This is a genomic window from Variovorax sp. GW821-FHT10B04, from assembly GCF_059415645.1.
On sequence record NZ_JBWKNQ010000006.1, the window covers coordinates 298,439 to 323,912 of the forward strand.

Annotated in this window: 17 protein-coding genes; 10 read left to right on the plus strand and 7 right to left on the minus strand. The window is 69.5% G+C overall.

The features are described 5' to 3' along the window. Positions 1–10: 10 nt before the first annotated feature. From AC07PZ_RS17600 to AC07PZ_RS17610, 3 genes are read right to left on the minus strand one after another with little or no spacing between them, the layout of a single operon-like run. Positions 11–1,084, minus strand: a complete 1,074-nt coding sequence (locus AC07PZ_RS17600; RefSeq protein ID WP_495296408.1) for an ABC transporter ATP-binding protein — start codon at positions 1,082–1,084, stop codon at positions 11–13. 12 nt (positions 1,085–1,096) lie between these two features. Beyond that, positions 1,097–2,827 carry an ABC transporter permease gene (locus AC07PZ_RS17605; RefSeq protein WP_495296409.1) on the minus strand — a complete coding sequence of 577 codons (1,731 nt, stop codon included), beginning with the start codon at positions 2,825–2,827 and terminating at the stop codon, positions 1,097–1,099. Next, on the minus strand, positions 2,820–3,869 hold the full coding sequence (locus AC07PZ_RS17610) for an ABC transporter substrate-binding protein (protein WP_495296410.1): 1,050 nt from the start codon (positions 3,867–3,869) through the stop codon (positions 2,820–2,822). The genes AC07PZ_RS17605 and AC07PZ_RS17610 overlap by 8 nt, the downstream gene beginning before the upstream one ends. 139 nt (positions 3,870–4,008) lie before the next feature. Here AC07PZ_RS17610 and AC07PZ_RS17615 point away from each other — a divergent pair, with 139 nt between their 5' ends. From AC07PZ_RS17615 to AC07PZ_RS17625, 3 genes are read left to right on the plus strand one after another with little or no spacing between them, the layout of a single operon-like run. Then, a complete protein-coding gene (locus AC07PZ_RS17615) occupies positions 4,009–4,998 on the plus strand; it encodes a quinone oxidoreductase family protein (protein WP_495296411.1) in 990 nt (329 codons plus the stop codon). A 20-nt stretch (positions 4,999–5,018) separates the two neighbouring features. Continuing rightward, positions 5,019–5,825 carry a glutathione S-transferase family protein gene (locus AC07PZ_RS17620; RefSeq protein WP_495296412.1) on the plus strand — a complete coding sequence of 269 codons (807 nt, stop codon included), beginning with the start codon at positions 5,019–5,021 and terminating at the stop codon, positions 5,823–5,825. Between the two features lie 56 nt (positions 5,826–5,881). Then, positions 5,882–6,658 (plus strand): GntR family transcriptional regulator, encoded by a 777-nt coding sequence (locus AC07PZ_RS17625; protein ID WP_495296413.1) that lies wholly within the window; start codon positions 5,882–5,884, stop codon positions 6,656–6,658. Positions 6,659–6,686: 28 nt separating this feature from the next. On the opposite strand, the gene AC07PZ_RS17630 is transcribed toward AC07PZ_RS17625, so the two are convergent. Together AC07PZ_RS17630 and AC07PZ_RS17635 are read right to left on the minus strand one after the other, a co-directional pair. Beyond that, positions 6,687–7,814 (minus strand): catalase family protein, encoded by a 1,128-nt coding sequence (locus AC07PZ_RS17630; protein WP_495296414.1) that lies wholly within the window; start codon positions 7,812–7,814, stop codon positions 6,687–6,689. Beyond that, entirely contained in the window at positions 7,807–10,125 is a 2,319-nt protein-coding gene (locus AC07PZ_RS17635) for an FdhF/YdeP family oxidoreductase (RefSeq protein ID WP_495296415.1), read from the minus strand. The genes AC07PZ_RS17630 and AC07PZ_RS17635 overlap by 8 nt, the downstream gene beginning before the upstream one ends. A 308-nt stretch (positions 10,126–10,433) precedes the next feature. Between AC07PZ_RS17635 and AC07PZ_RS17640 the strand changes: the two genes are divergently transcribed. The 6 genes from AC07PZ_RS17640 (at position 10,434) to AC07PZ_RS17665 (ending at position 23,390) form a co-directional block, all read left to right on the plus strand. Further along, entirely contained in the window at positions 10,434–10,979 is a 546-nt protein-coding gene (locus AC07PZ_RS17640; RefSeq protein ID WP_495296416.1) for a (2Fe-2S)-binding protein, read from the plus strand. Then, the gene (locus tag AC07PZ_RS17645; RefSeq protein ID WP_495296417.1) at positions 10,976–12,046 is read left to right on the plus strand and encodes an FAD binding domain-containing protein; all 1,071 of its coding nucleotides are present in this window, start codon (positions 10,976–10,978) and stop codon (positions 12,044–12,046) included. Before AC07PZ_RS17640 ends, AC07PZ_RS17645 begins: the two co-directional genes overlap by 4 nt. Then, a complete protein-coding gene (locus AC07PZ_RS17650) occupies positions 12,043–14,325 on the plus strand; it encodes a xanthine dehydrogenase family protein molybdopterin-binding subunit (RefSeq protein ID WP_495296418.1) in 2,283 nt (760 codons plus the stop codon). The genes AC07PZ_RS17645 and AC07PZ_RS17650 overlap by 4 nt, the downstream gene beginning before the upstream one ends. A 111-nt stretch (positions 14,326–14,436) precedes the next feature. Continuing rightward, positions 14,437–14,823 carry a response regulator gene (locus AC07PZ_RS17655; RefSeq protein WP_495296419.1) on the plus strand — a complete coding sequence of 129 codons (387 nt, stop codon included), beginning with the start codon at positions 14,437–14,439 and terminating at the stop codon, positions 14,821–14,823. A gap of 189 nt (positions 14,824–15,012) precedes the next feature. Continuing rightward, complete coding sequence (locus AC07PZ_RS17660; protein WP_495296420.1) at positions 15,013–15,237, plus strand: hypothetical protein; 225 nt, start codon at positions 15,013–15,015, stop codon at positions 15,235–15,237. Between the two features lie 2 nt (positions 15,238–15,239). Beyond that, a complete protein-coding gene (locus tag AC07PZ_RS17665) occupies positions 15,240–23,390 on the plus strand; it encodes a glycoside hydrolase family 94 protein (RefSeq protein WP_495296421.1) in 8,151 nt (2,716 codons plus the stop codon). A 24-nt stretch (positions 23,391–23,414) separates the two neighbouring features. Here the strand turns inward: AC07PZ_RS17665 and AC07PZ_RS17670 are convergent, their stop codons facing one another. Both AC07PZ_RS17670 and AC07PZ_RS17675 read right to left on the minus strand, forming a co-directional pair. Next, on the minus strand, positions 23,415–23,978 hold the full coding sequence (locus tag AC07PZ_RS17670) for a chemotaxis protein CheB (protein ID WP_495296422.1): 564 nt from the start codon (positions 23,976–23,978) through the stop codon (positions 23,415–23,417). Between the two features lie 98 nt (positions 23,979–24,076). Continuing rightward, complete coding sequence (locus AC07PZ_RS17675; RefSeq protein ID WP_495296423.1) at positions 24,077–24,697, minus strand: Dps family protein; 621 nt, start codon at positions 24,695–24,697, stop codon at positions 24,077–24,079. Between the two features lie 277 nt (positions 24,698–24,974). On the opposite strand from AC07PZ_RS17675, the gene AC07PZ_RS17680 reads away from it, so the two are divergent. Beyond that, on the plus strand, positions 24,975–25,457 hold the full coding sequence (locus AC07PZ_RS17680) for a hemerythrin domain-containing protein (protein WP_495296424.1): 483 nt from the start codon (positions 24,975–24,977) through the stop codon (positions 25,455–25,457). The last annotated feature ends 17 nt before the right edge of the window (positions 25,458–25,474 follow it).

A 25,474-nucleotide genomic window follows, 5' to 3' on the forward strand; every position in this document is an offset into this window, starting at 1 on the left:
CATCAGCTCATCAGCTCACGAGTGCGACGCCGCGCGGATCGATCGACAGCAGCGACTCGTGGCCCACGTCGAGCACGCTCGACGGCGGTGCGTGCACCTTGAGCGCGTCGCCGCCGGCCGTGGAACGCACCACGTAGTCCCAGTACTCGCCGAGGTAGGTGCGCGAGAGCACCGACACCGTTCCCATCGGCAACGCACCGTTGCTCTGGGCGCCGAGGAACATCGACTGCGGGCGGATCGAGATGCGCATGCCGTCGACCGGCGGGGCCGCACGTCCATCCGTCCGGCCTTCGACCGGCAGCGCGCCGTCGAAGCCGCGCAACCGGATGCGGCCGTCGTGCACATGGCCTTCCACCAGGTTGGTCTGCCCGATGAAACTCGCGACGAACTGCGTGCGCGGCCGGTTGTAGAGGTTCCACGGCGTGTCGATCTGTTCGAGCCGGCCGAGGTTGAGCACGGCGATGCGGTCCGAGATGGTCATCGCCTCGGTCTGGTCGTGCGTGACGTAGACGGTCGTGAAGTGGAACTCGTCGTGCAGCCGGCGGATTTCGCCGGCCATCTCCTCGCGCAGGTTGGCGTCGAGGTTCGACAGCGGCTCGTCGAGCAGCAGCACCTCCGGCCGCACGACCATCGCGCGCGCCAGCGCCACGCGCTGCTGCTGGCCGCCCGACAGCTCGGCCGGGTAGCGCTGCGCGAGCGCGCCGAGCTTCACCACGTCGAGCATCTCGGCCACGCGGCGCTTGTTCTCGGCCGCCGGCACGCGGCGCACATCGAGCCCGAAGGCGACGTTCTCGGCCACCGTCATGTTCGGCCAGATCGCATAGCTCTGGAAGATCATCGACATGCCGCGCTGCTCGGGCGGCAGCGTGCGGCCGGTGCCCGAGATCTGCAGGCCGTCCACGGCGATCGAGCCGCCGCTCAGGTCGACGAAGCCCGCGATCATGCGCAGCGTCGTCGTCTTGCCGCAGCCCGAGGGGCCGAGCAGCGTGACGAGTTCGCCGCGTTCGAGCTGCAGGCTCAGGTCGTCGACCACCGGTTGTGCGCCGTAGGTCTTGCGCACGTTCTTCAATTCGAGTCTGGACATCGGCAAAGCCTTTCAGGAACGGCGCAACATGAAATCCCGGCCGGCAATGCGCATGCCGATGCCGACCACCAGCGTGACCACCACGACCAGCACCACGCCCATGGTCGCGAGCACTTCGTAATTGCCCTGTTCGCTCAGGTCGAGCGTGAGCACCGACACCACGCGCGAGGCGGGCCCGGTCAGGAAGACGGCGGTCGACAGCTCCTTGGTGCAGATCACGAAGACCAGCACGAAGGCGCCGACCAGCGTCTTGCTCAGCAGCGGCGCGACCACTTTCGTCAGTGCCGTGATCCGGCCGCCGCCGAGGATGCGCACGGCTTCTTCCAGCTCGGGGTTGAGCGAGCGGATGCCCGCGCCGCAGGCCGTGACGGCTATCGGCAGGAAGCGCGTGGTGAACGCGACCACGATCAGCGCCCCGGTGCCGTAGAGCGAGAAGGGCGGCCCGGCGTAGGCGGCATAGAGACCGATGGCCAGGATCAGCCCCGGCACCGCGACCGGTGCCAGCGCCAGGAACTGGACCAGCGTCGGGAAGGGCGTGAGCCGGCGCTGCGTCGCATAGGCCACGCACATGCCCATGCCCACGCAGATCAGTGCCGTGGCGCCGGAATACAGCACCGTGTTGAGCAGCGCCGAACGCACGGTGAGCTGCTCGAAGAACACGGTGTGGAAGTTGGCGAAGGTGAGGTTGCCGCCGGTGAAGCCGCGGCCCCAGGCCTTGGACAGCGAGGCCAGCACCAGGATCACCAGCGGCAGCACGACGCTGAGCACCGACACCAGCACCGAATAGCCCAGCAGCGGCCACTTCCAGGCGCCGATGTCGAAGGGCCGGCGCTCGCCGCCCTTGCCCGACACCGACACGAAGCCCTTGCGCGACAGCAGGCGGCGCTGCAGGTAGAGCATCACGATGGTCAGCGCGAGGATCGGCATCGAGAACGCGGCCGCCTGCTCCACCCGCAGCGGGTATTCGAAGAAGGACACGATCTGCGTCGTCGCGAGGTTGATGCCCGCGGGAATGGCGATCAGCGCCGGCGTGCCGTAGAGCGCGATCGACTCCAGGAAGATCAGGATCGACGCGCCGATGATCGACGGCAGCACCAGCGGCAGCGTGACGCGCGTGAGCGTGCGCAGCTTGCCGGCGCCGTGGATGGCGGCGGCGTCTTCCAGCTCGGTCGACACCAGGTCCAGCGCGGACTTGGTGAACACGTAGATCAGCGGGTAGGTGTAGAGCGCGATGACGAAGGCCAGACCCCAGAAGCTGAAGATGTTGAGCGGCCCCTTGTCGGTCGCGAACAGCGCCGTCCAGAGCCGGTTGAGCCAGCCCGCGTTCGGCCCGGCCAGCAGGATCCAGGCGATCGCGCCGAGGAAGTTCGGCATCACGAAGGCGGCCAGCACGCTCACGTGCGTGAAGGTGCGCCCCGGCATGTTGGTGCGCGACACCGCCAGCGCCAGCGGCACGCCCAGCGCCAGCGCGACGGCCGTCACCGCCAGCCCCAGGTAGAGCGAATTGAGCAGCGCCTGCAGGTTGCGCATCTTGCCCAGCGCCGCGGCGTAGCTGCTGAACGACAGCGCGCCGCCAGCGGTGTGGAAGCTGTCCCAGAGCAGCCGCAGGATCGGGTTGGCGACCAGCAGCACGAGCAGCACGATCAGCGAGCCGAACAGCCAGACCGACGGATCGGCCAGCCGGCTGCGGCTCGGCAGGCGCGGGCGCGTCAGCGGCGCGGCGATGGCGGTCGTCTCAGACACCGAACGCGTCTTTCCACAGCTCGATGATCTCGGGCAGCTGCTTCACCGACTCCTGCGCGGTCGGCCGCAGCACGGTCTTCACGTCGCCCAGGCCGAGCACACCCTGGCGCGGCCTGGCGCCCGCGCGCTTCGGAATGCCGTACAGCTCGCTTGCGATGCGGTCGGTGTCCTCGCTGACCAGCAGCCATTCCATGAACAGCTTCGACGCGTTCGGATGCGGCGCGTTGGCCATGATCCCCGAGGGCGACATGATCAGCACCGGCCCTTCCTTCGGCGCGACGATCGCCAGCGGGTTGCCCTTGGCCGCGACCGCCGCCGCCAGGTTGATCGGGCCGCCGGAGATCGAGCGCTCGCCCGAGTTGACCGTCGTCACCGTGTCGATGGTCGAGCGGCCGACCTGCGGCTTGTTGTCCGCCAGCTTCTTGAACCAGCCGTCGCCGTAGAGCTTGCGCATCTCGATCGCCCAGGCGCCGACGAAGCCGCTGAAGCCCGGGTGCGCGACCGACACCAGCCCGCGCCATTTCGGGTCGGTCAGGTCGTTCCAGCTGGCCGGGGCGTCGGCCGGCTTGACCTTGGCGGTGTTGTAGATCAGGCCAATCATCGCGACGCTCGCCACGTGGTAGTAGCCGTCGGGGTCGATGTTCTGCAGGCGCGGGTCCATCAGCGCGGCCGAGGCCGGCGTGAACTTCGCGAGCAGCTTGCGCGCCTTCAGATCGACGTAGTGCCCGATGTCCGAGGACGAATAGACGTCGCAGTTCGCGGTGCCCGCCTTCAGGTCCTGGTTGAGCCGCTGGAACGCGACCTGGGCCGTGGTGCGCACCACGTTCACCTTGATGCCCGGGTAGCGCGCGCTGAAGGCGCGGGCCATCATTTCCGCGTCCTCGGAGGGCAGGAAGACGATGTACCAGGTCATCTCTCCTTCCTTCTTCGCGGCCTCGTGCAGGGCGGCCAACGGTGCCGCGGCCTGCGCCTGGGCCCGCGCCCACGGGGCGGCCGCGGCAACGGCCATGAACGCGCTGAACTGTCGTCTGTCGATGGGCATGTCGCTTGTCTCCGTATGTTGTTCGCGGCACCTTGGCCGGCGCGGCGTAGTGTACGGACGATGTCTTAATAAATTTAGATAGTGTTTATCCGTATATTTATGAATCACGAAAAAACACGATGAAACCTAGAATCGGCGCATGAAAAGCACCGCCATCCACATCCACAGCCACGGCGACCCGGACGTGCTCCAGGTCGTCGAGGTCGACGTGCCGCCGCCCGCACCGGGCGAAGTGCAGATCCGCCAGACCGCGATCGGGCTCAACTTCGCCGATGTCTACGAACGCAAGGGCGCGCACGGGCCGCACAGCGCGCATGGCGCCGCCGCGTTTCCGATCACGCTCGGTGCGCAGGGCGCGGGCGTGGTGGCGGCGCTGGGCGAGGGCGTGGCGGGCCTGCGCGTGGGGCAGCCGGTGGCGTACCTGCAGCCGGGCGCCTACCAGGTGACGCGCAACGTGCAGGCCGGCCGCGTGATTCCGCTGCCCGACGGCTTCTCGCAGGAGATGGCGGGCGCCAACCTGCTGCGCGGGCTCACGGCCGAATACCTGCTGCGCCGGCTGTACGTGGTGCGCCCCGGCGACGCGGTGCTGGTGCATGCGGCCGCGGGCGGCATGGGCGTGATCCTGTCGCAGTGGGCGCGGGCGCTCGGCGCGACCGTGATCGGCACCGTCGGGTCCGACGACAAGGCGGCCGTGGCGCTCGCGCACGGCTGCCATCACGTCATCCACTACCGTCGCGAGGACTTCGTCGCGCGCACGCTCGAGTTCACCTGTGGCGCCGGCGTCGCGGTGGTCTACGACGCGGTCGGCAAGGACGTCTTCGTGCCGTCGCTGGCCTGCCTGAAGACGCGCGGCATCGCGATCAACTACGGCACGGCCTCGGGCGACGTCGAGGGCTTCGACCTGCAGCGGCTCCACGCGAAGTCGCTGAGCGTGTGCCGTCCGACGCTGCGCAGCTTCATCGCCGAACCGGCCGAGCTGCGGGCCGCCGCGGCGGCGTTGTTCGGCGCGGTGGCCGAGGGCACGGTGCGCCTCGACGTGAAGCACCGCTACGCGCTGACCGATGTGCGCCGCGCGCACCGCGAGCTCGAAGGCCGCGCCACCACCGGCGCGCCCGTGCTCATCCCATGAACGCAACGGATCGCCGCACCATGAAACTCTTCCACGGCTGGCTGTCCAGCGCCTCGCGCCGCGTGCGGCTCTGCCTCGCCGAAAAGGGCCTGGCCTACGAGAGCGTGCCGATCGACATGGGCAGGCAGGAGCAGCATTCGCCGGCCTTCCTTGCGCTGAACCCGAACGGCGTGGTGCCGGCGCTGCTGCTCGAACCGGGCCGCTCGCTGTACGAAAGCTCGACGATCTGCGAGTACCTCGACGATGTGCATCCCGAGCCGCCTTTGCGGCCGGCCGACCCCTACGCGCGCGCCGTGATGCGCAACTTCGTGCGCTGGACCGACGAGAAGTGCCTGCCCAACCTGCTGATCCTGAACTGGAGCCTGGCGCTGCAGCCCAGTGCCAGCCAGTGGAGCGACGCGCAGCTGCAGGAGAAGCTGGCGCGCATTCCGACGGCCGAGCGGCGCGAGGCCTGGGCCCGCATCGCTCGGCGGCCGTACACCGACGAAGAGAAGGCCGCGGCGCTGCAGAAGCTGCTGCTGATCGTGGACCGGATGGAAGCGATGCTTGCCGACGACGGCAGTGGCTGGCTGGTCGGCGGGCGCTATTCGCTGGCCGACATCGCGGCGGCGCCCTTCATCGCGCGCATCGACGAACTCGCACCGCAGGCGCTCATGTCCGATGTGCCGGGGGTGGCCGATGCGCATCCGCGCGTGGCCGCATGGTGGCGCGCGATGCGGCAGCGGCCGGCCTTCGTGGCGGCACGCTTCGACCGGTTCGACGACACGATGCGCGCCCATGCGGGCGCCGCCGCGGCCGAAGCTGCGGCCGGCGGCGCGGCGCACTGACCAGAGCCCGTCCGCCGCCGCCATGTCGCTCGATAAAATCCAGTGAGGAGTTCCACATGCCTCGTTCCCCCCGTATCAACCTGAGCGACAAGATTCGCGAGGCGCTGGAAAGCGAGATCACCTCCGGCAAGCTGAACCCTGGCTCCCGCATCGACGAGCAGGAACTGATGGACCGCTTCGAGGTGTCCCGCACGCCGGCCCGCGAGGCGATCCTCCAGCTGGTGTCGGCCGGCCTCGTCATCACGCTGCCGCGGCAGGGCGCGGTGGTGGCCAGCCTCTCGCTGCCCGAATACATCGCGATGCTCGAGATCCTGATGGAGCTCGAAGGGCTGGCCGCGCGCCTGTCGGCACGGCGGATGCCCGCGGCCCAGCGCAAGCAGCTGGCCGACGCCCACGAAGCCTGCGGCCGTGCGGCCGAGAAGGACGACGCCGAGGCCTATGGGCAGGCCAACCGCGTCTTCCACGAGATCATCTACGACGGCAGCCTCAACGACGTGCTGGCGCGCCAGCTGCGCGCCATGCGCATCCGCATGCGGCACCCGCAGCGCGCGCTGTTCGACCGGCCCAACCGCATCCGCAACTCGCTGGCCGAACACCAGATCCTGCTGCAGGCGATCGTCGCGGGCGACGAGGACGCCGCCTATCGCGCCATGACCGGCCACATCTCCAGCGGCGGCAACGTGTATGCCGATGCGATCGCGAGCATGCCGCTGGGGCAGGCGGTGCTGCCGGTGCCCGCAGCCGCGCTGGCCTCCGCGGTCGAGGTCGAGGACGCGCCGCCAGTGGCCGCGGCGAAGAAGGCCGGTCGGCGCGCGCAGGCCGAAAAAGCCTGAAGGGCGCCGGCAGGCCCGGGGCCGCCGCTCAGTCCGGCAGCGAATCCAGCCGCGAAGGTTCCTGCACGGGCGTCTTGTTCGCCAGCGCCCGGAAGCGCGCGCTGGCCTCATACACCGCCCGGCGCACCCGCATGACCGACCCGAGCGGCCGGTGCGCAGCCAGCGAATGCCACGGGGTGAACGACAGGCCATCGTCCACAGCTGCGGAACGCGCCGGGCTCCACGACACCTGCGGTAGCGCGGTGATGCGCGCGACCGTCACGTACGGGCTCCGGTCTTCCGGCCAGACCACCGACGCATCCTCGATCGGCATGGCCTCGAGGTCGGTGCACAGCTGGACACGGACTTCCCAGACACCGCCGCTGCGCGCGAAATGCGCGAGGACGTCGTCGCGCAGCGCATCGGGCCGGTCGTCCATGTCGACGGGCGCATCGGTGAGCGCCACCAGTTCGGGCGAGACCGGAGCGACCGACAGCTTGGCCATGTACGGGCCGTACAGCAGCGGCACCTGCGTGTAGAAGGTCTCCCCGAGGATGTTCGTCTCGGGATGCCCGCCGAGCGACTTGAGCGTCGCGCTCTCTCCGCCGACCTTTTCGACCAGCGACTCCAGGCCGCGGAAGGTGGCCGACAGGACCCGCTTCAGGCCGGGTGCCTTGTCGGTCGTCGCGGCCAGCAGCTTCAGATTGGTGAGGAACTTCTTGGGCGTGCCCACGCTGAAGGCCGGGCCGTTGATCATCACGAAGTCCTGCGTCACGTCCCCTTCGGTGCCCGGGAGACGTTCGCCCGTCACGCCGACGATCTTGACGGCCAGCCCGCGCGGCGTCGACACGCGGTCGTCCAGCAGATCGCCGGGCGGCGTCGACAGGCGCATCACGACCGGCCAGCGGCCGGGCTGGGCGAAAGCGCCCTGCGCAAGATGCGCGGGCAGGCCCGGCAGCACCTCGAGCGTGCCCAGCAGCAGGCCGTGGCTCTTGGCATGCACGCTGCGGAAGGCGTGCCCCTCGTCCTTGGCGACCGTCTCGGCGATCTTGTGCATCTGCTTCATCAGTTCGCTGGCCGTCTCGGCCTCGTCGTCTTCCGGCGTCTCGAAGGACGGCTGGTAGCGCAGCGGCGCGGCGCCCGAGCTCAGCGGTGGCGGCGTGTGGGTTTCATTCATGGGGAGCTCCTTGTGGTGATGCGATGCGAAGGCGCACGGGTATCGACTTGGCGGCCGGCACCTGGCTTTGTTCCGCGTGGTGCGACAGCGGCAGCAGCGGATTGCATTCGGGGTAGTAGCCGGCCACGCAGCCGCGCGGGATGTCGAAAGGCGTGACCCGCAGGCCCGCCACCTCGCGCAGATGGCCGTCGTCGACATCGGTGGTGGCCACCACCATGTCGCCTTCGGCGAAACCGAGCCTTTCGATGTCGTCCGCATGCATGAACAGCACGCGGCGCGTGCCGTAAACGCCGCGAAAGCGGTCGTCCAGGCTGTAGATGGTGGTGTTGAACTGGTCGTCGCTGCGCACCGTCATGAGCCGCAGCGCGTCCGCGCTGCGCTCGGGCGTGTCGGGGTCGGCCACCAGGCTGTCGATCGGCATGAAGGTGGCCTTGCCGGACTTCGTCTTCCAGACCCGATCGCGCGCCGGTATGGGGCGATGAAAGCCGCCCGGCTGGCGAAAGCGCGTCTCGAAGTCGCGGAAGATGGCCGGGAAGGTCGCTTCGATGGCGGCACGGACCTGCGCGTAGTCGCCGGCCCAGTCGGACCACGGCACCTTCGGGTTCGGCGGCAGCGTGGCCTGGGCGATGCCCGCGATGATCGCGGCCTCGGACCGCAGCGTGGGTGCCGCGGGCTCCGCAACGCCGACCGACGCGTGCATGAAGCCGGTCGAGTCCTCGATGGCCACGGTCTGTTCTCCGCCGGCCTGCCGGTCGACCTCGATGCGCCCGAGGCATGGCAGCAGATAGGCGACTTCGCCATGCACCAGATGGCTGCGGTTGAGCTTCGTGGCGATCTGCACGGTCAGCCGCAAGTCGCGCCATGCGGCTTCCATCCGCGCGGTTTCCGGCACCGCACGGATGAAGTTGCCGCCCAGGCCGACGAAGCCGCGCACGCTGCCGTCGAGCACGCCCTGGCAGGTCTCGACCGTGTTGAGCCCCTTCTTGCGCGGCGGCTCGAAGGCATAGAGCTCGGCCAGCTTGTCCAGCGGCGCCAGCTCCGGCTTCTCGGTGATGCCGACGGTGCGCTGCCCCTGCACGTTCGAATGGCCGCGCACCGGACAGATCCCCGCGCCGGGCTTGCCGATGTTGCCGCGCATCAGCAGCAGGTTGGACACCATCTGCACGTTGTGAACGCCCTTGCGATGCTGGGTCAGCCCCATGCCGTAGACGGCGATCACGGCCCGTGCCTTGGCGTACGTCGCTGCGGCGGCTTCGATCTCTTCTCGCGGCAGGCCGGACTCCGCCTCGATGCCGGCCCATGGGGTGTTCCGCACGATGTCGGCGAAGGCGTCGAAGCCGCTGGTGTGCTGCGCGATGAAGTCGGCGTCCAGCACGCGCTCGCCGCCGTCGCGCAGCGCCGCGTCGTCCCATTCGAGCAGCAGCTTGCACATGCCCGTGATAGCTGCGAGATCGCCGCCGATCCGCAACTGCAGGTACTGCGTGCTGACGGTGGTCTGTGCGGGCGTGAGCATCTCCACTGGCGACTGCGGGTTCGCGAAGCTCACCAGGCCGCGCTCCCGCAGCGGATTGAAGGTGACGATCGGCACGTCGCGGCGGCGCGCGTCCTGCAGCTGATGCAGCATGCGCGGGCTGTTCACGCCGGGGTTCTGGCCGAAGAAGAAGATCGCATCGGTGTGATCGAAATCGTCGAGCGTCACCGTGCCCACCGGCACGCCGATGGTCTGGGGCAGGCCGACCGAGGTGCTCTCGTGGCACATGTTCGAACTGTCCGGCAGGTTGTTGTTGCCATACAGCCGTGCGAGCAGCTGGTACATGTAGCTGGCCTCGAGCGATGCGCGGCCCGACGCATAGAACACGACGCTGTCGGGGTCGCCGGCCTGCAGGGCCTTCAGTTCCGCGCCGATGCCCGCGAAGGCCTCGTCCCAACCCAGCTCGACATAGCGGTCGGTGGCGGCGTCCCAGCGCATCGGCACGGTCAGGCGGCCCGCCTCTTCGAGCGCGTGGTCGCTCCAGCCTTCCAGTTCGGCGAGCGTGTGCGACGCAAAGAAGTCGGCGGCAGCGCGGTGGCTGGTCAGTTCCCACGCGGTGGCCTTGGCGCCGTTCTCGCAGAACTCCGCCACGTGCGGCTTGCCGGGCTTGGCCCATGCGCAACTCACGCAGGAGAAGCCGCCTGGCTTGTTCTGGACGGCCAGCGCGCGACTTCCTCGCACGGTGACGCCCTCGCGCAGCAGGTAGGTGGCGACCGCCTTGATCGAACCCCATCCACCAGCGGGATGGGTATCGGGCTCGAAGCGGGGGTGGTCATTCATGGCAATGGCGCCAGGCCGCGGCGGCGGCGCGTGAACGGGCAGTCGCTGTGGCGACGCGGGAAATCGGCATGGGCATCGGGGGCATCCTGGCGACCAGACAACGTGGTCGATGCTGCTTGTACGAAACCGGTGCAGGTCCACAGGCGGCGCGAGGCCGCATGTCCGTGTCAGCCAAGAACCCGCCTCTGCCCAGCCAACGACCACGGCGCCGAAATCGTGTCGCGCGCTTGTCCCACAAGTGCGGCATCTCCGGCACCCGAAGGTCCAACCCAACCACCACGACGTTCCACCCCAACGAAGGGCCTCGCATGCATGCCGACCTGCCTCCAGCGCAGACGATTCCCGTCTATCCGCTCCACCTCGACGTCAACGGAACGCCCCACACCCTGCAGGTCGCGGCATGGGTCACGCTGCTCGACCTGCTGCGAGATCGCCTGGCGCTGACTGGCACGAAGAAAGGCTGCGACCACGGCCAATGCGGCGCCTGCACGGTGCTGGTCGATGGCAGGCGGATCAACGCCTGCCTGACGCTGGCCGTGATGCAGAACGGCCGCAGCGTGACGACGGTCGAAGGGCTCGCGAATGGCGACGCACTGCATCCGCTGCAGCAGGCCTTCATCGACGAGGACGCGTTTCAGTGCGGCTACTGCACACCGGGCCAGCTCTGTTCGGCCGTGGGCCTGATGCGCGAAGGGCAGGCGAGCTGCGCCGCCGACGTGCGCGAACTGATGAGCGGCAACGTGTGCCGCTGCGGGGCGTATCCGCAGATCGTCCAGGCCGTGACGCGCGTGATGGGCATCGAGCCGGGCGACGCGCGACGCGCACCCGTCATCGTCGGGACGGTGCCGGCATGACGCCCGTTGCCTACGTCGCCGCGACCGACACGCGGTCGGCCTTGCTGGCGCTCGACGCGGATGCCGCGGCGCCGCGGCCCGACACCCGGTTCATTGCCGGTGGCACCAATCTCATCGACCTGATGAAGGAGCGCGTCGCACTGCCCGCGCGGCTGGTCGACCTCAATGGGTTGCCGCTCGCCGGGATCGGCGTGAGTGCCGAAGGCGGCCTGCGCATCGGCGCGCTCGCACGCAATGCCGACACGGCCTACCACCCGGTCGTCCGCAGCCGTTATCCATTGCTGAGCGCCGCGATCCTGGCGGGCGCATCGCCTCAGATCCGCAACATGGCGAGCAACGGCGGCAACCTCCTGCAGCGCACGCGCTGCCATTACTTCTACGACGTCGGCGTGCCCTGCAACAAGCGGGTGCCCGGCAGCGGGTGCCCCGCCTTCGGTGGCCTGACCCGCCAGCACGCGATCCTCGGCGCGAGCGACCATTGCATCGCCGTGCATCCGTCGGACATGTGCGTGGGCCTCGCCGCGCTCGATGCCGTCGTGCATGTCGAGTCCACGGGCGGCACGCGCCGCATCCCGTTCGCCGACTTCCACCGGCTGCCCGGTGATCGACCCGATCTCGACACGCACCTGGCGCCGGACGAACTGATCACCCACATCGAACTGCCCGATGCCGACCGCTTCGTTGCGCACTCGGCTTACCTGAAGCTGCGCGACCGTGCGTCCTATGCCTTCGCGCTGGTGTCGGTGGCCGCCGCGCTGGACCTGGCCGACGACGGCACGGTGAGCGAGGTCAGGGTGGCACTCGGCGGCGTCGCGCACAAGCCATGGCGCCTGCCCGAGGCCGAGGCGCTGCTCGTCGGCGCGCGGACCACGCCCGAGAACTTCGCCATGCTCGCCGATGCGCTGCTGCGCGGCGCGAAGGGTCAGGGCGCCAACGACTTCAAGATCCCGCTGGCGCGCCGCGCCATCGTGCGCGCGCTGGAGCTCGCATCGGCCGGCACCGTCACCAACACCGGCCTGCACATCGACGCATCCACCGACGCGCACCCAGAGGAGAACCCGCGATGACCGACCTGATCGAAGCGCTGCGCGCGCCCGTGGCCGATGAGGGAACCGGCGCCGTCCATATCGGCATGCCCGTCTCGCGCATCGACGGGCGCGACAAGGTGACGGGCAGGGCGCGCTATGCCGCCGAGCATCCGGCCGACGACTTGGCCCACGGCGTCGTGGTGAACAGCACCATCGCCAAGGGCCGCATCCTCGACTTCGACCTGCATGACGCGCTGGCCGTGCCCGGCGTTCTGTCCATCCTGACGCACCTCGACAAGCCGAAGACCCGGTCGCTGGGCATCTTCTACAAGGACATGACCGCGCCCGGCGGCACGCCCTTCCGGGTCCTGCACGATGAGAAGATCCTCTACAGCGGGCAACCCGTCGCGCTTGTGGTTGCGGAAAGCTTCGAAGCTGCGCGCCACGCCGCGGCGCTGGTCAAGGTGCACTACGCGACGGAGCCGCACGATACCCAACTGATGCAGAACCTCGACCGGGGGCGCAAGCCGAGCCGGCTGAAGGCGGGCTACTCGCCGCCACCCGATGAGAAGGGCGATGCCGAAGCAGCCTTTGCCGCCGCGCCGGTGAAGATCGAGGCCGAGTACTACAGCGGGGTGGAACACCACAACCCGATGGAGCTGTTCGCCTCGACGGTGATCGTCGAGCCCGATGGCCACCTCACGATCTACGACAAGACGCAGAGCTCGCAGAACAGCCGCTGGTATGTGTCGCACATGTTCGGCATCTCGAAGGACAAGGTGACGGTGCGCAACCCTTATGTTGGCGGCGCCTTCGGTTCCGGGCTGCGGCCGCAGTATCAGCTGCCGCTCGCGGTGATGGCCGCGCTGCGGTTGAAGCGCTCGGTGCGCGTGGTGCTCACGCGCCAGCAGATGTTCACCTTCGGGCATCGGCCCGAAACCGTGCAGCGCCTGAAGCTGGCTGCCGACACCGACGGCACGCTGCGCGCCATTTCGCACCACGCCATCGCCGAGACCTCGCGCTTCGAGGACTACGTCGAGGTCGTGGTCAACTGGTCCGGGCAGCTCTATGCGTGCGACGACATCCAGCTCGGCTACAAGGTGGTGGAGCTCGACCAGTACAGCCCGATCGACATGCGCGCACCCGGTGCAGCGCACGGCGTGCATGCGCTCGAAGTCGCAATGGACGAGCTGGCCCATGCGCTGCACATGGATCCGCTGGCGCTGCGCCTGAAGAACTATGCCGAGCGCAATCCGATGGACGACCTGCCGTACTCCACCAAGGAATTGCGCGCCTGCTATGCGCAGGGCGCGGAGCGTTTCGGCTGGTCGCGGCGGCCGCTCGAGCCCCGCTCGATGCGCGAGGGCACCGAGCTCGTGGGCTGGGGCATGGCCACCGGCACCTGGGACGCGATGCAGATGTTCGCGCGCGCGAGCGCCGTGCTCCATGCGGACGGGCGCCTGGTCGTGAGCAGCGCCGCGACCGACATCGGCACCGGCACGTACACCGTCATGGCGACCATCGCCGCGGCGGCCATGGGGCTGCCGCTGGAGCGCGTGACCTTCCAGCTCGGCGACTCGACCTTGCCGGTGGCGCCGATCGAAGGGGGCTCGTCGCATGTCACGACAGTCGGCTCGGCCGTGGAGGGCGTCTGCGAGAAGCTGAAAAAGCGTCTGCTGAAGATGGCGCGGCAGATCAAGGGCTCACCCTTCGCGCGTGCGAAATTCGACGAGGTCGAATTCGCGGAGGGTTGCCTCGTGCGCAGGGCGGACCGCACGATCAGGCTGCGGCTCGTCGACCTCCTCGCGACAGCCGGCGAGGCGCGTGTGGAAGAGAAGTACCTGATGCTGCCGGCCGTGCTGGAGCAGAAGAAATACGTGCGGGCCACCCACTCGGCGGTGTTCTGCGAGGTCAGGGTCGACGAGGCGCTCGGCACCGTGCGGGTGACCCGCGTGGTCAGCGCGATCGGCGCCGGCCGGATCATCAATGCCAAGACCGCGCGCAGCCAGGTCACCGGCGCCGTGGTCTGGGGCATCAGCCAGGCGCTGCATGAAGAGACCTTGTCCGACCACCAGCTGGGCCGCTTCATGAATCACAACCTGAGCGAATACCACGTGGCGGTCAACGCCGACATCCACGACATCGACGTGATCTTCGTCAACGAGGACGACCGTGTCGTGAGCCGTCTGGGCGCCAAGGGCGTGGGCGAGATCGGCATCGTCGGCGTGGCGGCCGCGGTGTCCAACGCGATCTTCCATGCCACCGGGCGCCGCGTGCGCAGCACGCCGATGACGCTCGACAAGGTGATGAGCGCCTAGCGAGCCAGGGCGCTCACCAGGACCGCCGGAAGTCCTACATCGCGCGCTGCGGGAGCGCACTGCACTTGCCGTTTCACGAACCCACTGGCACCCACACAAAGGACATCAGCCATGAACAGAGCGACCTTTCTTGTCGAGGACGACGTCGAAGCGAGGCGAGGCCTGGGTCTCGCGCTCGAAGAACTCGCCGGCGTCCAGGTCATCGGCATGGCCGATTCGGAGTCCGATGCGGTTGCCTGGCTCACGCAGGCGGGCAATCCCTGGGACCTGGCCGTGGTGGACGTCGATCTGCGGGAGGGCTCGGGCTTCGGCGTCCTGCAGTCCATCAATGCCCGTTCATCGGCGCAGCGGGTCGTCGTGCTGTCCAACCATGCCGAGCCCGACATCCGGCGCGTGTGCCTTGCGCTCGGCGCCGAACAGGTCTTCCACAAGACGCTCGAACTCGAACGCTTCTTCGAATACTGCCGCGGCGACCAGGCCGAATACCGCGTCAGCTGAGGTGCCAGGCCGGCATCGCGCGGCAGGCGCCCGGGAATGCGTCGGTGGACGAGTGCGCGCGCTGCCCTCCTACAGAAGGACAGCGCCATGGCGCCCGCGAAGCCTCCCATCGACGCCCCACCGTGGCCGCTACGTACTCATCTCTCGCATTCCCGCGGTGGTCAAACGTCTTTCCCAGGAATCGTTGTCATGCCTTATCCGCCTTCCGCTGCAGCCCTTCGTCCACAGATCGATCTCGTCAGCGGCGATCTGGAAGCCCTTGCGACCCACATGCGCCATTGCGCGACGGCGCGTGGCCGATGGTTCGCGATGCGCAGCAACCTGCATGACTTCCGTGCCATGGCCGCCGGGCGCATCGTCACGATCGCCTGCCTCGCGCTCGCCGTGGGTGCCGGCCTGCTCGCCGTCGCCTGACGGTGGGCCCCGATTCCGTTGCAGAGCGCCTGCCGGCGCTCAGTGAATACGCACGCCGTCTGCTGCTTGCGCCGCACGAGCCGGTCGACGTTCCGATCCGGGCCGACCTGTTCGGCATCCAGCGCTTCGAGGAACACGGACGCAGCCTGGCCCGCGCGCAGGTCGTGCAGGAGCGCGGCGCCGATCACCGGACGCCACCGTTCTTCCCGCGCGTCGAAACCAACCTGGCCTCCTTGCGCGATGCCTTCGACTATGTCGCGCTGATCTCGCAGAGCGGGCGCTACGTGTCGCCCGCCGCCGAATGGCTGCTCGACAACTTCCACCTGGTCGAGGCCCAGCTCCAGCAGATCCGCGAAGGGGTTCCGCGCAGCTACTACGCGCGCCTGCCCAAGCTGGCCGTGGCACCGCTGGCCGGCCTGCCCCGCGTGTACGGCATCGCGTGGGCCTATGTGGCGCACACCGACAGCGTGTTGAACAAGGATCTGCTGACCGCGTTTCTCGATGCCTACCAGGAGGTGGACGAGCTCACGCTCGGCGAACTGTGGGCGCTGCCGACGACCCTGCGGGTGGTGCTGCTGGAGAACCTGCGGCGCGTGGCTGAAAGCATTGCGCAGAACAAGGTCGCGCGCGAGATCGCCCATGCGGTCTGGGACGCGGCCGACACGCTCAGCGCCGAAGACCTCGACCAGCTGCACCAGACGCTGGCCCGGCGCGGGCTCGACAGCAGTTACCGCATGCAGCTCTGGCAGCGGCTGCCGGTCGAACGCGGCCCCCATTCGCCCGCGCTCGTGCAATGGACCGAGACCTGGTGCCCCGACGGCCCGGCGCTGATCGAGGAGGCCCAGGCCACGCAGGCCAGTGCCAACCTCACGGTCGGCAACATCATCACGACGCTGCGCCTGATCGGGCAGGTCGAGTGGCCCGCCTGGATCGAACCGGTGAGCCGGTCGCTGCGCGTGCTGTGCGCGTTGCCCAGCTACGCGCTGGAGAGCGAGCTCACCCGGCAGCACATCACGCACGCGATGGAGCAGGTGGCGCGGTCGAGCCGGCGCTCGGAGCGCGCCGTCGCCGAAGCCGTGTTCACGCTGGCGAGCGGCGCAGCGGAAGGGACCGATGCGCCAGCGGTGCGCACCGCCGGCTATTACCTGTTCGGCGAAGGCCGGCCGCGGCTCATCGCCGCGTTGCATCCGGTGAACGTGGGCGGCCCGGTGGTCGAAGACTCGCGCAACCGCGCGGCAACGCGCAGCGTGCGGTTGCCGGTGTACCTCGGCTGCGTCCTCGGCGGCACGGCGCTGCTGCTGGCCGCCACGGTGCAAGGCTGGCACCGGCTCGGGCAACCGCTCGGCTGGCCGGTGATCGCCATGCTCGCGCTGCTGGCGTGGCCGCTGTCGGAAGCCATGATCTCGCTGGTCCACCGCATCCTGGCCGAGTCGACGCGCGTGCATCCCTTGCCGCGGCTGGATTTCGCGCAGGGCATCCCCGCCGAGCACCGGGTGCTGGTGGTGATTCCCACGCTGCTGAGTTCGACGCACGGGACGGCGCAGCTCGTGCGCCGGCTCGAACTCCATTGGCTCGCCAACCGGGAGGCGAATGCGCAATTCGCCTTGCTGACCGACTGGGCCGACGCACCGGCGCAGACGCTGCCCGGCGACGCCGCGCTGCTGGACGACGCGCTGCAGCGCATCGCCGCGCTGAACGCGCGCCAACCGAGCCCGGCCGGCGCGGCACCGCGGTTCCTGCTGCTGCATCGGCCGCGCACCTGGAGCGAGGGCGAACGCTGCTGGATGGGCTGGGAACGCAAGCGCGGCAAGCTCGAGATGCTGCTGCGGCTGCTGGTGGACGGCGATGCGGCCGGCTTCCTTCCGCTGGCACCGGGCCTGGCGCTGGCAGGCTCGACGCCTTACGTCGTCACGCTCGACAGCGACACCGGCCTGCCGCCGGGCAGCCTGCGCGAGCTCGTGGCGATCGCGGCGCATCCGCTCAACGCGCCGCGCATCGACCCGGCCAGCCGCCGGGTGGTGGCGGGTTTCGGCATCCTGCAGCCGCGCGTGGTCACGCCGCTGCCCGAGCGCCATGAGCGCTCGTTCTTCCACTGGCTGTTCGCCGGGCAATGCGGGCTCGACCCCTACAGCAGCGGCGCGTCCGACATCTACCAGGACGTGTTCGGCGCAGGCTCCTTCGTCGGCAAGGGACTGCTCAACGTCCATGCCGTCCATGCCACGCTGGACCGCCGGTTGCCGGACGGTGCGGTGCTCAGCCACGACCTTCTCGAAGGCAGCGTGGCGCGCTGCGCGGTGGTGAGCGACCTGTCGCTGATCGAGGACCATCCGCACCATGCCGGCGTTGCCGCTTCGCGCGTGCATCGCTGGACCCGTGGCGACTGGCAATTGCTGCCCCTGATGTGGCGAGCGCGCCGCTTCGGCATCGACGCGCTCGGTCTCTGGAAGATGGCCGACAACCTGCGCCGCGTGCTGGTGGTTCCGGCATCGACGCTGCTGCTGGCCTGGGCCGTGTTCGCGCCCGCGTTGCCGCTGCACTGGGCGTTGGCCGCGGTGGCGGCGGCATTGGCGCTCGGCCCGATGCTGGGCGCGCTGGCCGGGCTGGTGCCGACCCGGCGCGGCATCGAGCTGCGCCACTTCTTCGATGTCGGCTCCATCGAACTGCTGCGCGCGCTGGCGGGTGCGGCGTGGCAATTCACCCAGCTCGCGGCACAGACCCGCCTGCTGCTCGACGCCACGCTGCGGGCGCTCTGGCGGCTGGCGATCAGCCGTCGCCGCCTGCTGCAATGGACGACCGCGGCGCAGGCGCAGGCGCAGGCCCGCTACGACCTGCCGGCGTTCCTGCGTGGCGGCGCGCTCACCAGCGCGGTCTGCGTGCTGCTCGCCTTCGCCTCGCTCGCGAGTCCGCATCCATGGCAGGGCTTCGTGCTCTTCATGCTGTGGGCTTGCGCGCCGGTGGTCGCCTGGTGGAGCAGTCGCGTGCCGGCGGCCGACAGCGGGCCGGACGCCGATCGCCGCGCCTATCTCGATGCGTTGGCACAGGACACCTGGCGCTTCTTCGATCATGTCGTCGGCGCCGACGACAACCACCTGCCGCCCGACAACCTGCAGCTGGAGCCGGAGCCGACCGTGGCGCACCGCACATCGCCGACCAACATCGGCATGTACCTGCTGGCCTGCTGCTGCGCACGCGAGTTCGGCTGGATCGACCCCCGCGCGCTGGTCACCCGGCTCGGCGCCACGCTCGACACGGTCGACCGCCTCGACAAGCACCAGGGCCATCTCTACAACTGGTACGACACGCAGACGCTGCGCATGCTGCCGCCGGCCTATGTGTCGAGCGTCGACAGCGGCAACTTCGCGGGCCACCTGATCGCGGTCGCGCAGGCGTGCCGGTCGTTCGCGCAGGCCGAAGACACGTCCGTCCAGGACGCAGAGGCGCTGGTGGCGGTCGCCGGCCGGTGCGAGGCGCTCTGCGCGGTGATGGACTTCAGCGGCCTCTACGACGCCAAGCGCCACCTGTTCCACATCGGCCTGCGGGTCGACGAGAACCTGCTCGACGCCAGCTACTACGACCTGCTCGCGTCCGAGTCGCGGCTGCTGAGCTTCCTGGCGATCGCGAAAGGCGACGTGCCCCGCCGGCACTGGGTCGCGCTGGGCCGGCCCTTCGTGTCGGTCGGTGTCCGGCCGGGGCTGAAGTCGTGGTCCGGCTCGATGTTCGAGTACCTGATGCCGGCACTGGTGATGGGCGAGCCCGAGAACGGCCTGCTGCACGTCGCCAACCTGGCGGCCATCCACGAACAGCAGGCCTTCGGCCAGGCGCTGAATCTTCCGTGGGGCGTGTCCGAGTCCGCGTACCTGGCGCAGGACCATTCGCTGGCCTACCAGTATTCGCCCTTCGGCGTGCCGCGGCTCGCGCTGCGCCGGACGCCGCCGACCGACCGCGTGGTGGCGCCCTATGCCAGCGCGATGGCCGCGCTGCTGATGCCGCACGACGCGGTGCGCAACCTGCGCTGGCTGGAGACGATCGGTGCGCGCGGCGAGTTCGGCTTCTTCGACGCGGTCGACTTCACCGTCGCACGCCAGCCGGCGGGCCAACCCTTCACCGTGGTGCGCAACTTCATGGCGCACCACCAGGGCATGTCGCTGGTGTCGCTGTGCAACGTGCTGCGCACGGGCGCGCCGCGCCGCTGGTTCGGCGCCGCGCCACTGGTGCAGGCGCACGTGTCGCTGCTGCATGAACGCACGCCGCGCCAGATCATCGGCAGCGCCGACCCGCGCTCGCCGCCCGAGCCCACCAGTGGCGATCTGCCGCCGGTGTTCCAGCCGCGCATGGTCGACGGCGCCGCACCGGGCTTCCAGCCGACGCACCTGCTGTCCAACGGCCGCTACACCGTCGCACTGCGTGCCAATGGCGCGGGCGTGAGCCGCTGGCGTTCGTTCAACGTGAGCCGCTGGCGCGACGATCCGCTGCGCGACGGCTACGGCACCTTCTTCTTCCTGCGCGACATCGCGGGGAACGCCGCGGCATCGCCGCTCAGCTCGCTCACGGCGCTGCCCGCGCCGGGCAGCGGCTGGACCTACCGCGCCCGCTTCCTGGCGGACCAGGTGCAGTTCGAGGCGGACGGCCCCGGGCTGCAGTCGCGCATGACGGTGCTGATCAGCCCGGAAGACGACACCGAGCTGCGCACCATCGCGCTGCACAACAGCGGCGCGCACGGCCGGACGATCGAGCTGGTGTCGTACTTCGAGCCGGTGCTGTCCAACCCGAAGGCGGACGAGGCGCATCCGGCCTTCGCCAACCTGTTCGTCGAGACGCGCTGGGAACCCCGCTGGCGCGCCCTGCTGATGGCGCGCAAGCCACGGCTGCACGGCGACCCGGTGATCGCCGCGGCGCACTTCCTGGCGTCGACCGATGCCACCGTGCTGTCGGTCGAATGCACGGCCGACCGGCGTGCCTTCATCGGCCGCAACGGCTCGCTGGCGGCGCCGGCGCTCGACGCGCAACCGTTCGATGCCAACGGTGCGCCGATCAACGGGCTCGACCCGGTCGCCTGCCTGCGCGTGCGGCTCGAGATTCCGGCGGGCGCCACGGCGCGGCTGACCTTCGCCACCGCGGCCGACGAGCATCTCGATGCGCTCATTCCGCGCATCGACCGCTACATGCAGCAGATGCACGTCGACCGTGCCATGCGCATGGCGGCCACGCTGGCGCAGGTGCGGCTGCGCGACCTGAGCATCGACCCGGCCAAGACCCAGGCGCTGCAGGACCTGACGACGATCCTCACCTACACCACGCCGCGCGTGATGAGCGACCGCGGCCTGATCGACCTTCGCCAGATCTGGCGCTTCGGCATCTCGGGCGACAAGCCGATCGTGCTGGTCCACATCCATTCGACCAGCGGCATGGGCCTGCTCAACACCTTGTTGCGCGCACAGCCCTGGTGGGGCTTCGGTGGTGTCGCCTGCGACCTGGTGGTGCTCAACAGCGAGCCCGGCTCGTACCTGATGCCGCTGCAGCGCGAGATCGAAGCCCTGCGCACGCGGGTCGGGCACGAGACGCGCAACAGCTTTCCGCGCAACGACGCGGCGGGTTTCTACCTGCTGCGCGACCAGGAGGTCGCGCCTTCGGAAAAGGCGGCGCTGTCGAGCCTGGCCCGCGCGGTGTTCACGGCCGACGGCCGCGCGCTCGAAGTGCAGGTGGCCGCATTGCGCGATGCAGCGACCACGGCGGCGGGCCTGTCCGCCGAACGCCGCAAGCCGATCGGCCTGCTGCCGCAGATCGCCCGCAACGCGCCGCCGGTGACGGCGCCCGTCGGCAGCTTCGACGCGGAGAGCGGCGAGTTCCGTTTCGAGGTCGCCCAGGACCGCCGCACGCCCAAGCCCTGGGTGAACGTGATCGCGAATGCGTCCTTCGGCTTCCAGGTGTCGGAGGCCGGCACCGGCTACACCTGGTCGGTCAACAGCCGCATGCACCAGGTCACGCCATGGTCGAACGACCCGGTGCAGGACCCGGCCTTCGAGCACTACCTGCTGCAGGACCTCGACACGCGCGAACTGCTGCCCCTGACGCCGGCCAGCCGCGGTGCGCAGGTGGTGCGGCATCGCGTGCAGCACGGTCAGGGCTACACGCGCTTCGAATGCCGGCACGGCGGCCTGACGCTGGAGACGGTGTTCTTCGCCGACCGGGACGATCGCATGAAGGTCGTGCGCGTGACGGTGCGCAACGACGGCGCGGGCGTCCGTCGGCTTCGCGCCGCCGCGATGGTCGAGTGGCAGCTCGGCGCCGCGCGCGGCGACCGGCGCACGGTGCACACCTGGAAGACGGCCGATCTGCCGGCCGTGTTCGGCCAGCAGCGCGAGTCGAGCGGCGGCTTCGGCGGCAGCACCGGCTTCGTGCAACTGGCCGGCGTGGACGGGCCGCTGCAATGGACCTGCGACCGCAGCGAATTCTTCGCCGGACGTGGATGCGTCGAGCTGCCCGACACGTTGCGCGAGCGCGCCGGCAACGGGCTCGACGCCTGCGCGGCCGTGGCCGGTGAACTGCGCATCGCGCCGGGTCAGCAGGCCGGCTTCAGCTTCCTGCTCGGCCATGCGGACGATGCCGACGCCGCGCAGCAACTGGCGCGCCGCTGGACGGGGCGCGACACCGCCGAGGCGCTGGTGCAGGCGCGCAGCTTCTGGGACGACCTGCTGGGCCGCGTGCAGGTCCGCACGCCCGACCCCCTGTTCGACGCGATGGTCAATCGCTGGCTGGTCTACCAGACGCTGGTCTGCCGGCTGTGGTCGAAGGCCGGCTTCTATCAGGCGGGCGGCGCCTTCGGTTTCCGCGACCAGTTGCAGGACGCGATGGCCTTTGCGCTGACCGACCCGGCGCGGCTGCGCGAGCAGATCCTGGTGAATGCCGCGCGGCAGTTTCCCGAAGGCGACGTGCAGCACTGGTGGCACATGCCCGGCGGCGCGGGCGTGCGCACGCATTTCTCGGACGACCTGCTGTGGCTGCCTTACGCCGCGGCCCACTACATCGAGGTCACGGGCGACGTGTCCTTGCTGGAGGCCAGCGTGCCCTTCATCGACGGGCCGCCGATCCCGGCCGGCGCCGAGGACGCCTATTACCCGCCCCATGTGAGCGACAAGAGCGCGAGCCTCTACGAACACGGCGCGCGTGCCATCGACCACAGCCTGGCGGTGGGCGTGCACGGCCTGCCGCTGATGGGCACCGGCGACTGGAACGACGGCATGAACCGCGTGGGACACGAGGGCCGTGGCGAATCGGTGTGGCTCGCCTGGTTCCTGTGCAGCGTGGTCGAGGGCTATGCGCCGCTGGCCGAGAAGCGCGGCGACACCGAACGCGCAACGCGTTGGCGCGACGCGCGGCGGGGCTGGATCGCCGCGCTCCACGACGCCGGCTGGGACGGCGCCTGGTTCCGCCGGGCCTTCTTCGACAACGGCGCGCCGCTGGGCTCCGCCGCCAACGACGAGTGCCGCATCGATCTCATCGCGCAGGCCTGGTCGGTGCTGTCCGGCGCCTCGGATGCGGCACACACCGTGCCGGCCATGGCTTCGCTCAAGTCGCTGCTGCATGACGACGCGGCGGGCCTGCTGTGCCTGCTCGACCCGCCGCTGGCGCATTCGGCCAACAGCCCGGGCTACATCCAGGCCTATCCGCCGGGTGTGCGCGAGAACGGCGGCCAGTACTCGCACGCGGGCGTGTGGGCCATGATGGCGCAGGCGCTGTCCGGCGACGCCGCGGCGGCGTGGGACAGCTTCGAAGGGCTGAGCCCCGCCCACCGTGCGCAGCATCCGTTGCGCGGGCCTGCCTACGAACTCGAGCCCTACGTGATGGCGGGCGACGTCTACAGCGCGGCGCCCTATGTCGGTCGCGGCGGCTGGAGCTGGTACACCGGCTCCGCCGCATGGCTGCACCGCGCCGCGATCGAGACGCTGCTCGGGCTGTCGGTGAAGGGCGATGTCCTGTCGCTGACGCCGCGTATACCAGCGCAGTGGCCAGGCTTCGAGCTGCGCTTGCGGCTGGAGGGCAAGACCCTGACCTTGCGCCATGTGGCGGGGCAGGCGTCGGCCGGAACCCTGCCGGCCGGAAGCCCGATCCGCTGGCGCGAACTGGCGGACGGGACGGTGCTCGACCTGTCGTGACCTCGGGCTTGGCCGAGGCCGCCTTCAGGCGGCAGCGCGCCGAAGGAAGAGCGCGTCGAGTGCCGGTGCGATCTCGTGCAGCAGCAGGATCTGCTCGGGGTCGTCGTTCAGGATGGCGTGCCGCAGGATGCTCTTCGCGGGCGCATCGGCAGGGCTCTGGACCAGCCGCGCACCGCTGCATTCGGTCACCGAGATGAGGCCGGCCGTTCCATCGTTGCCCGAACCGCTGAGCAGCAGCGCGGCCGTGGCCGCGCGCCACTGCCGGGCCGCGCCGATGAACAGGGCGTCGATCGGATGGCCGGTCGCGCTGCCGACCTTCAGCTTCGCATCGGCCCCGATCGTCATGGTGTGGCCAGCCGGACAAAGCCGCAGGCCGTGGGGCGTCTCGCCCTCGCGCGCATAGGCGGCATCCCACCGATGCCGCTGAAGCGTGCGGACCAGCAGGTCCAGCGTCCGCGTGTCTTCGACCAGGGTGGCGAGAAGCGGAACTTCAGGCACGGGTGCGAGTGCCAGGAGAACCCGCAGCAGGGCGTCCGCGCTGCCGGACTCCCCGCCGATGACCAGCACTTCGAACCGCGAACGCGCCATGGTTTGTCTCCCTGGACCGGCCTCAGCCGTGCCGGCCTGCGTATCGACGATGCAATGCGGCCCTCGCAGCCGCCGCGTTCGGCCGCGAGGGGGCGGACTCAGGCGCCGACCGGCGATGCGGCGACCAGGTGCTCGGTCAGGAACCAGACCTGCAGTTCGTTGGTGCGCAGCACGTTGCTCACGAAGACGTCGTTGCTGCCGTCGTCGCCGGCCTCGTCCACCGCCTTGGCGGCTTTCCGGGCCTCGATGATGATCAGCTCGTGCGCCTCCGCCAGGCGGCGGATCTGCACGGCGGCAGGTTCGCGGCCACGCGGCGGGCGCTTGATCTTGGTGGTCTCGGCGATGTCGGCCGCCATGGCGAGCGCGATGCCGCCGAGCAGCTGGATGCGTTCGGCCAGGATGTCGACGAGCAGCACCTGCGCTTCGAAGTGCTGGTCGTACATGAGGTGCAGCTGGTTGAACGTCGGGCCGACGACTTGCCAGTGATGCTTCTTGTACATGTCGCGCAGCGTGATCGTGTCGGCGAGGCACTGGTTGAGCAGCGCCACGCTGTCCTTGCAGACCTTCTCTGACAGGCCGTTGGGCAGCTTGACGATCTCGCCGTACTTCTGCGTCTCGTGGCTCTTCTGATCGAGATCGGGCGCGACCTCGCTGTTGGCGCTGATCGGCGACTTGCCGGTGGTGGATGCGGGTTTCTTGCTGAGAGGGCCTGTCGCCATGGAGAGCTCCGTTGAATTTGAGGGTGGCGTTCTTTCTAGGCCGCTGCCCCGGCCACCCATGTAGGGAAGCTCGATCGCTGTTGTAGGGAAGAAGCCTGATCGATTGCGCCGGGAACGCCGGATGGTGGTCCTACGTATTTGCGCTGCAGTGCCTGACGCGGCCGGCCGGGCGCAACGGCAGAAATTGCTTTGGCGGACCGGACGAGCCCCTGTGCCACGCCCGGGCCGTCGACCCTGCAGAAGCCCCCGACACACCACCCACGAAAAGGAAATCATCATGAGCAAAGCACCCCCGAAGAAGCACGACGCGGTCGACCTGCTGGATGCGGACCACATCAAGGTGAAGAAGCTGTTCCAGGAATTCAACAAGCTGGCCGACGCCAAGGCGCCCGCCGACGCCCGCAAGGCGCTGGCCGATCAGATCTGCATGGAACTCACCGTGCACGCGCAGATCGAGGAAGAGATCTTCTATCCCGCAGCGCGGGCCGCGATCCATGACGATCCGTTGCTGGACGAGGCCACGGTCGAGCACGCCAGTGCCAAGGAGTTGATCGCGCAGATCGAATCGATGGGCGCCGACGAGCCGCTGTTCGACGCGAAGGTCATCGTGCTCGGCGAGTACATCGACCACCACGTCACGGAGGAGCGCGAGGACATGTTCGAAAAGGCGCGCAAGTCGAAGATGGACCTCGTCGGCCTGCGCGATCAGCTTGCAGCGCGCAAGACCGAACTGATGGCGGAGCACGACGCCACGGTCTGAGCGGACAGGGCGGAGGG

Bases quoted from the DNA above. Each gene is read 5' to 3' on its own strand.
- AC07PZ_RS17600 (WP_495296408.1), bottom strand. From the start codon at position 1,084: ATGTCCAGACTCGAATTGAAGAACGTGCGCAAGACCTACGGCGCACAA.
- AC07PZ_RS17610 (WP_495296410.1), bottom strand. From the start codon at position 3,869: ATGCCCATCGACAGACGACAGTTCAGCGCGTTCATGGCCGTTGCCGCG.
- AC07PZ_RS17615 (WP_495296411.1), top strand. From the start codon at position 4,009: ATGAAAAGCACCGCCATCCACATCCACAGCCACGGCGACCCGGACGTG.
- AC07PZ_RS17620 (WP_495296412.1), top strand. From the start codon at position 5,019: ATGAAACTCTTCCACGGCTGGCTGTCCAGCGCCTCGCGCCGCGTGCGG.
- AC07PZ_RS17625 (WP_495296413.1), top strand. From the start codon at position 5,882: ATGCCTCGTTCCCCCCGTATCAACCTGAGCGACAAGATTCGCGAGGCG.
- AC07PZ_RS17630 (WP_495296414.1), bottom strand. From the start codon at position 7,814: ATGAATGAAACCCACACGCCGCCACCGCTGAGCTCGGGCGCCGCGCCG.
- AC07PZ_RS17635 (WP_495296415.1), bottom strand. From the start codon at position 10,125: ATGAATGACCACCCCCGCTTCGAGCCCGATACCCATCCCGCTGGTGGA.
- AC07PZ_RS17640 (WP_495296416.1), top strand. From the start codon at position 10,434: ATGCATGCCGACCTGCCTCCAGCGCAGACGATTCCCGTCTATCCGCTC.
- AC07PZ_RS17645 (WP_495296417.1), top strand. From the start codon at position 10,976: ATGACGCCCGTTGCCTACGTCGCCGCGACCGACACGCGGTCGGCCTTG.
- AC07PZ_RS17650 (WP_495296418.1), top strand. From the start codon at position 12,043: ATGACCGACCTGATCGAAGCGCTGCGCGCGCCCGTGGCCGATGAGGGA.
- AC07PZ_RS17655 (WP_495296419.1), top strand. From the start codon at position 14,437: ATGAACAGAGCGACCTTTCTTGTCGAGGACGACGTCGAAGCGAGGCGA.
- AC07PZ_RS17660 (WP_495296420.1), top strand. From the start codon at position 15,013: ATGCCTTATCCGCCTTCCGCTGCAGCCCTTCGTCCACAGATCGATCTC.
- AC07PZ_RS17670 (WP_495296422.1), bottom strand. From the start codon at position 23,978: ATGGCGCGTTCGCGGTTCGAAGTGCTGGTCATCGGCGGGGAGTCCGGC.
- AC07PZ_RS17675 (WP_495296423.1), bottom strand. From the start codon at position 24,697: ATGGCGACAGGCCCTCTCAGCAAGAAACCCGCATCCACCACCGGCAAG.
- AC07PZ_RS17680 (WP_495296424.1), top strand. From the start codon at position 24,975: ATGAGCAAAGCACCCCCGAAGAAGCACGACGCGGTCGACCTGCTGGAT.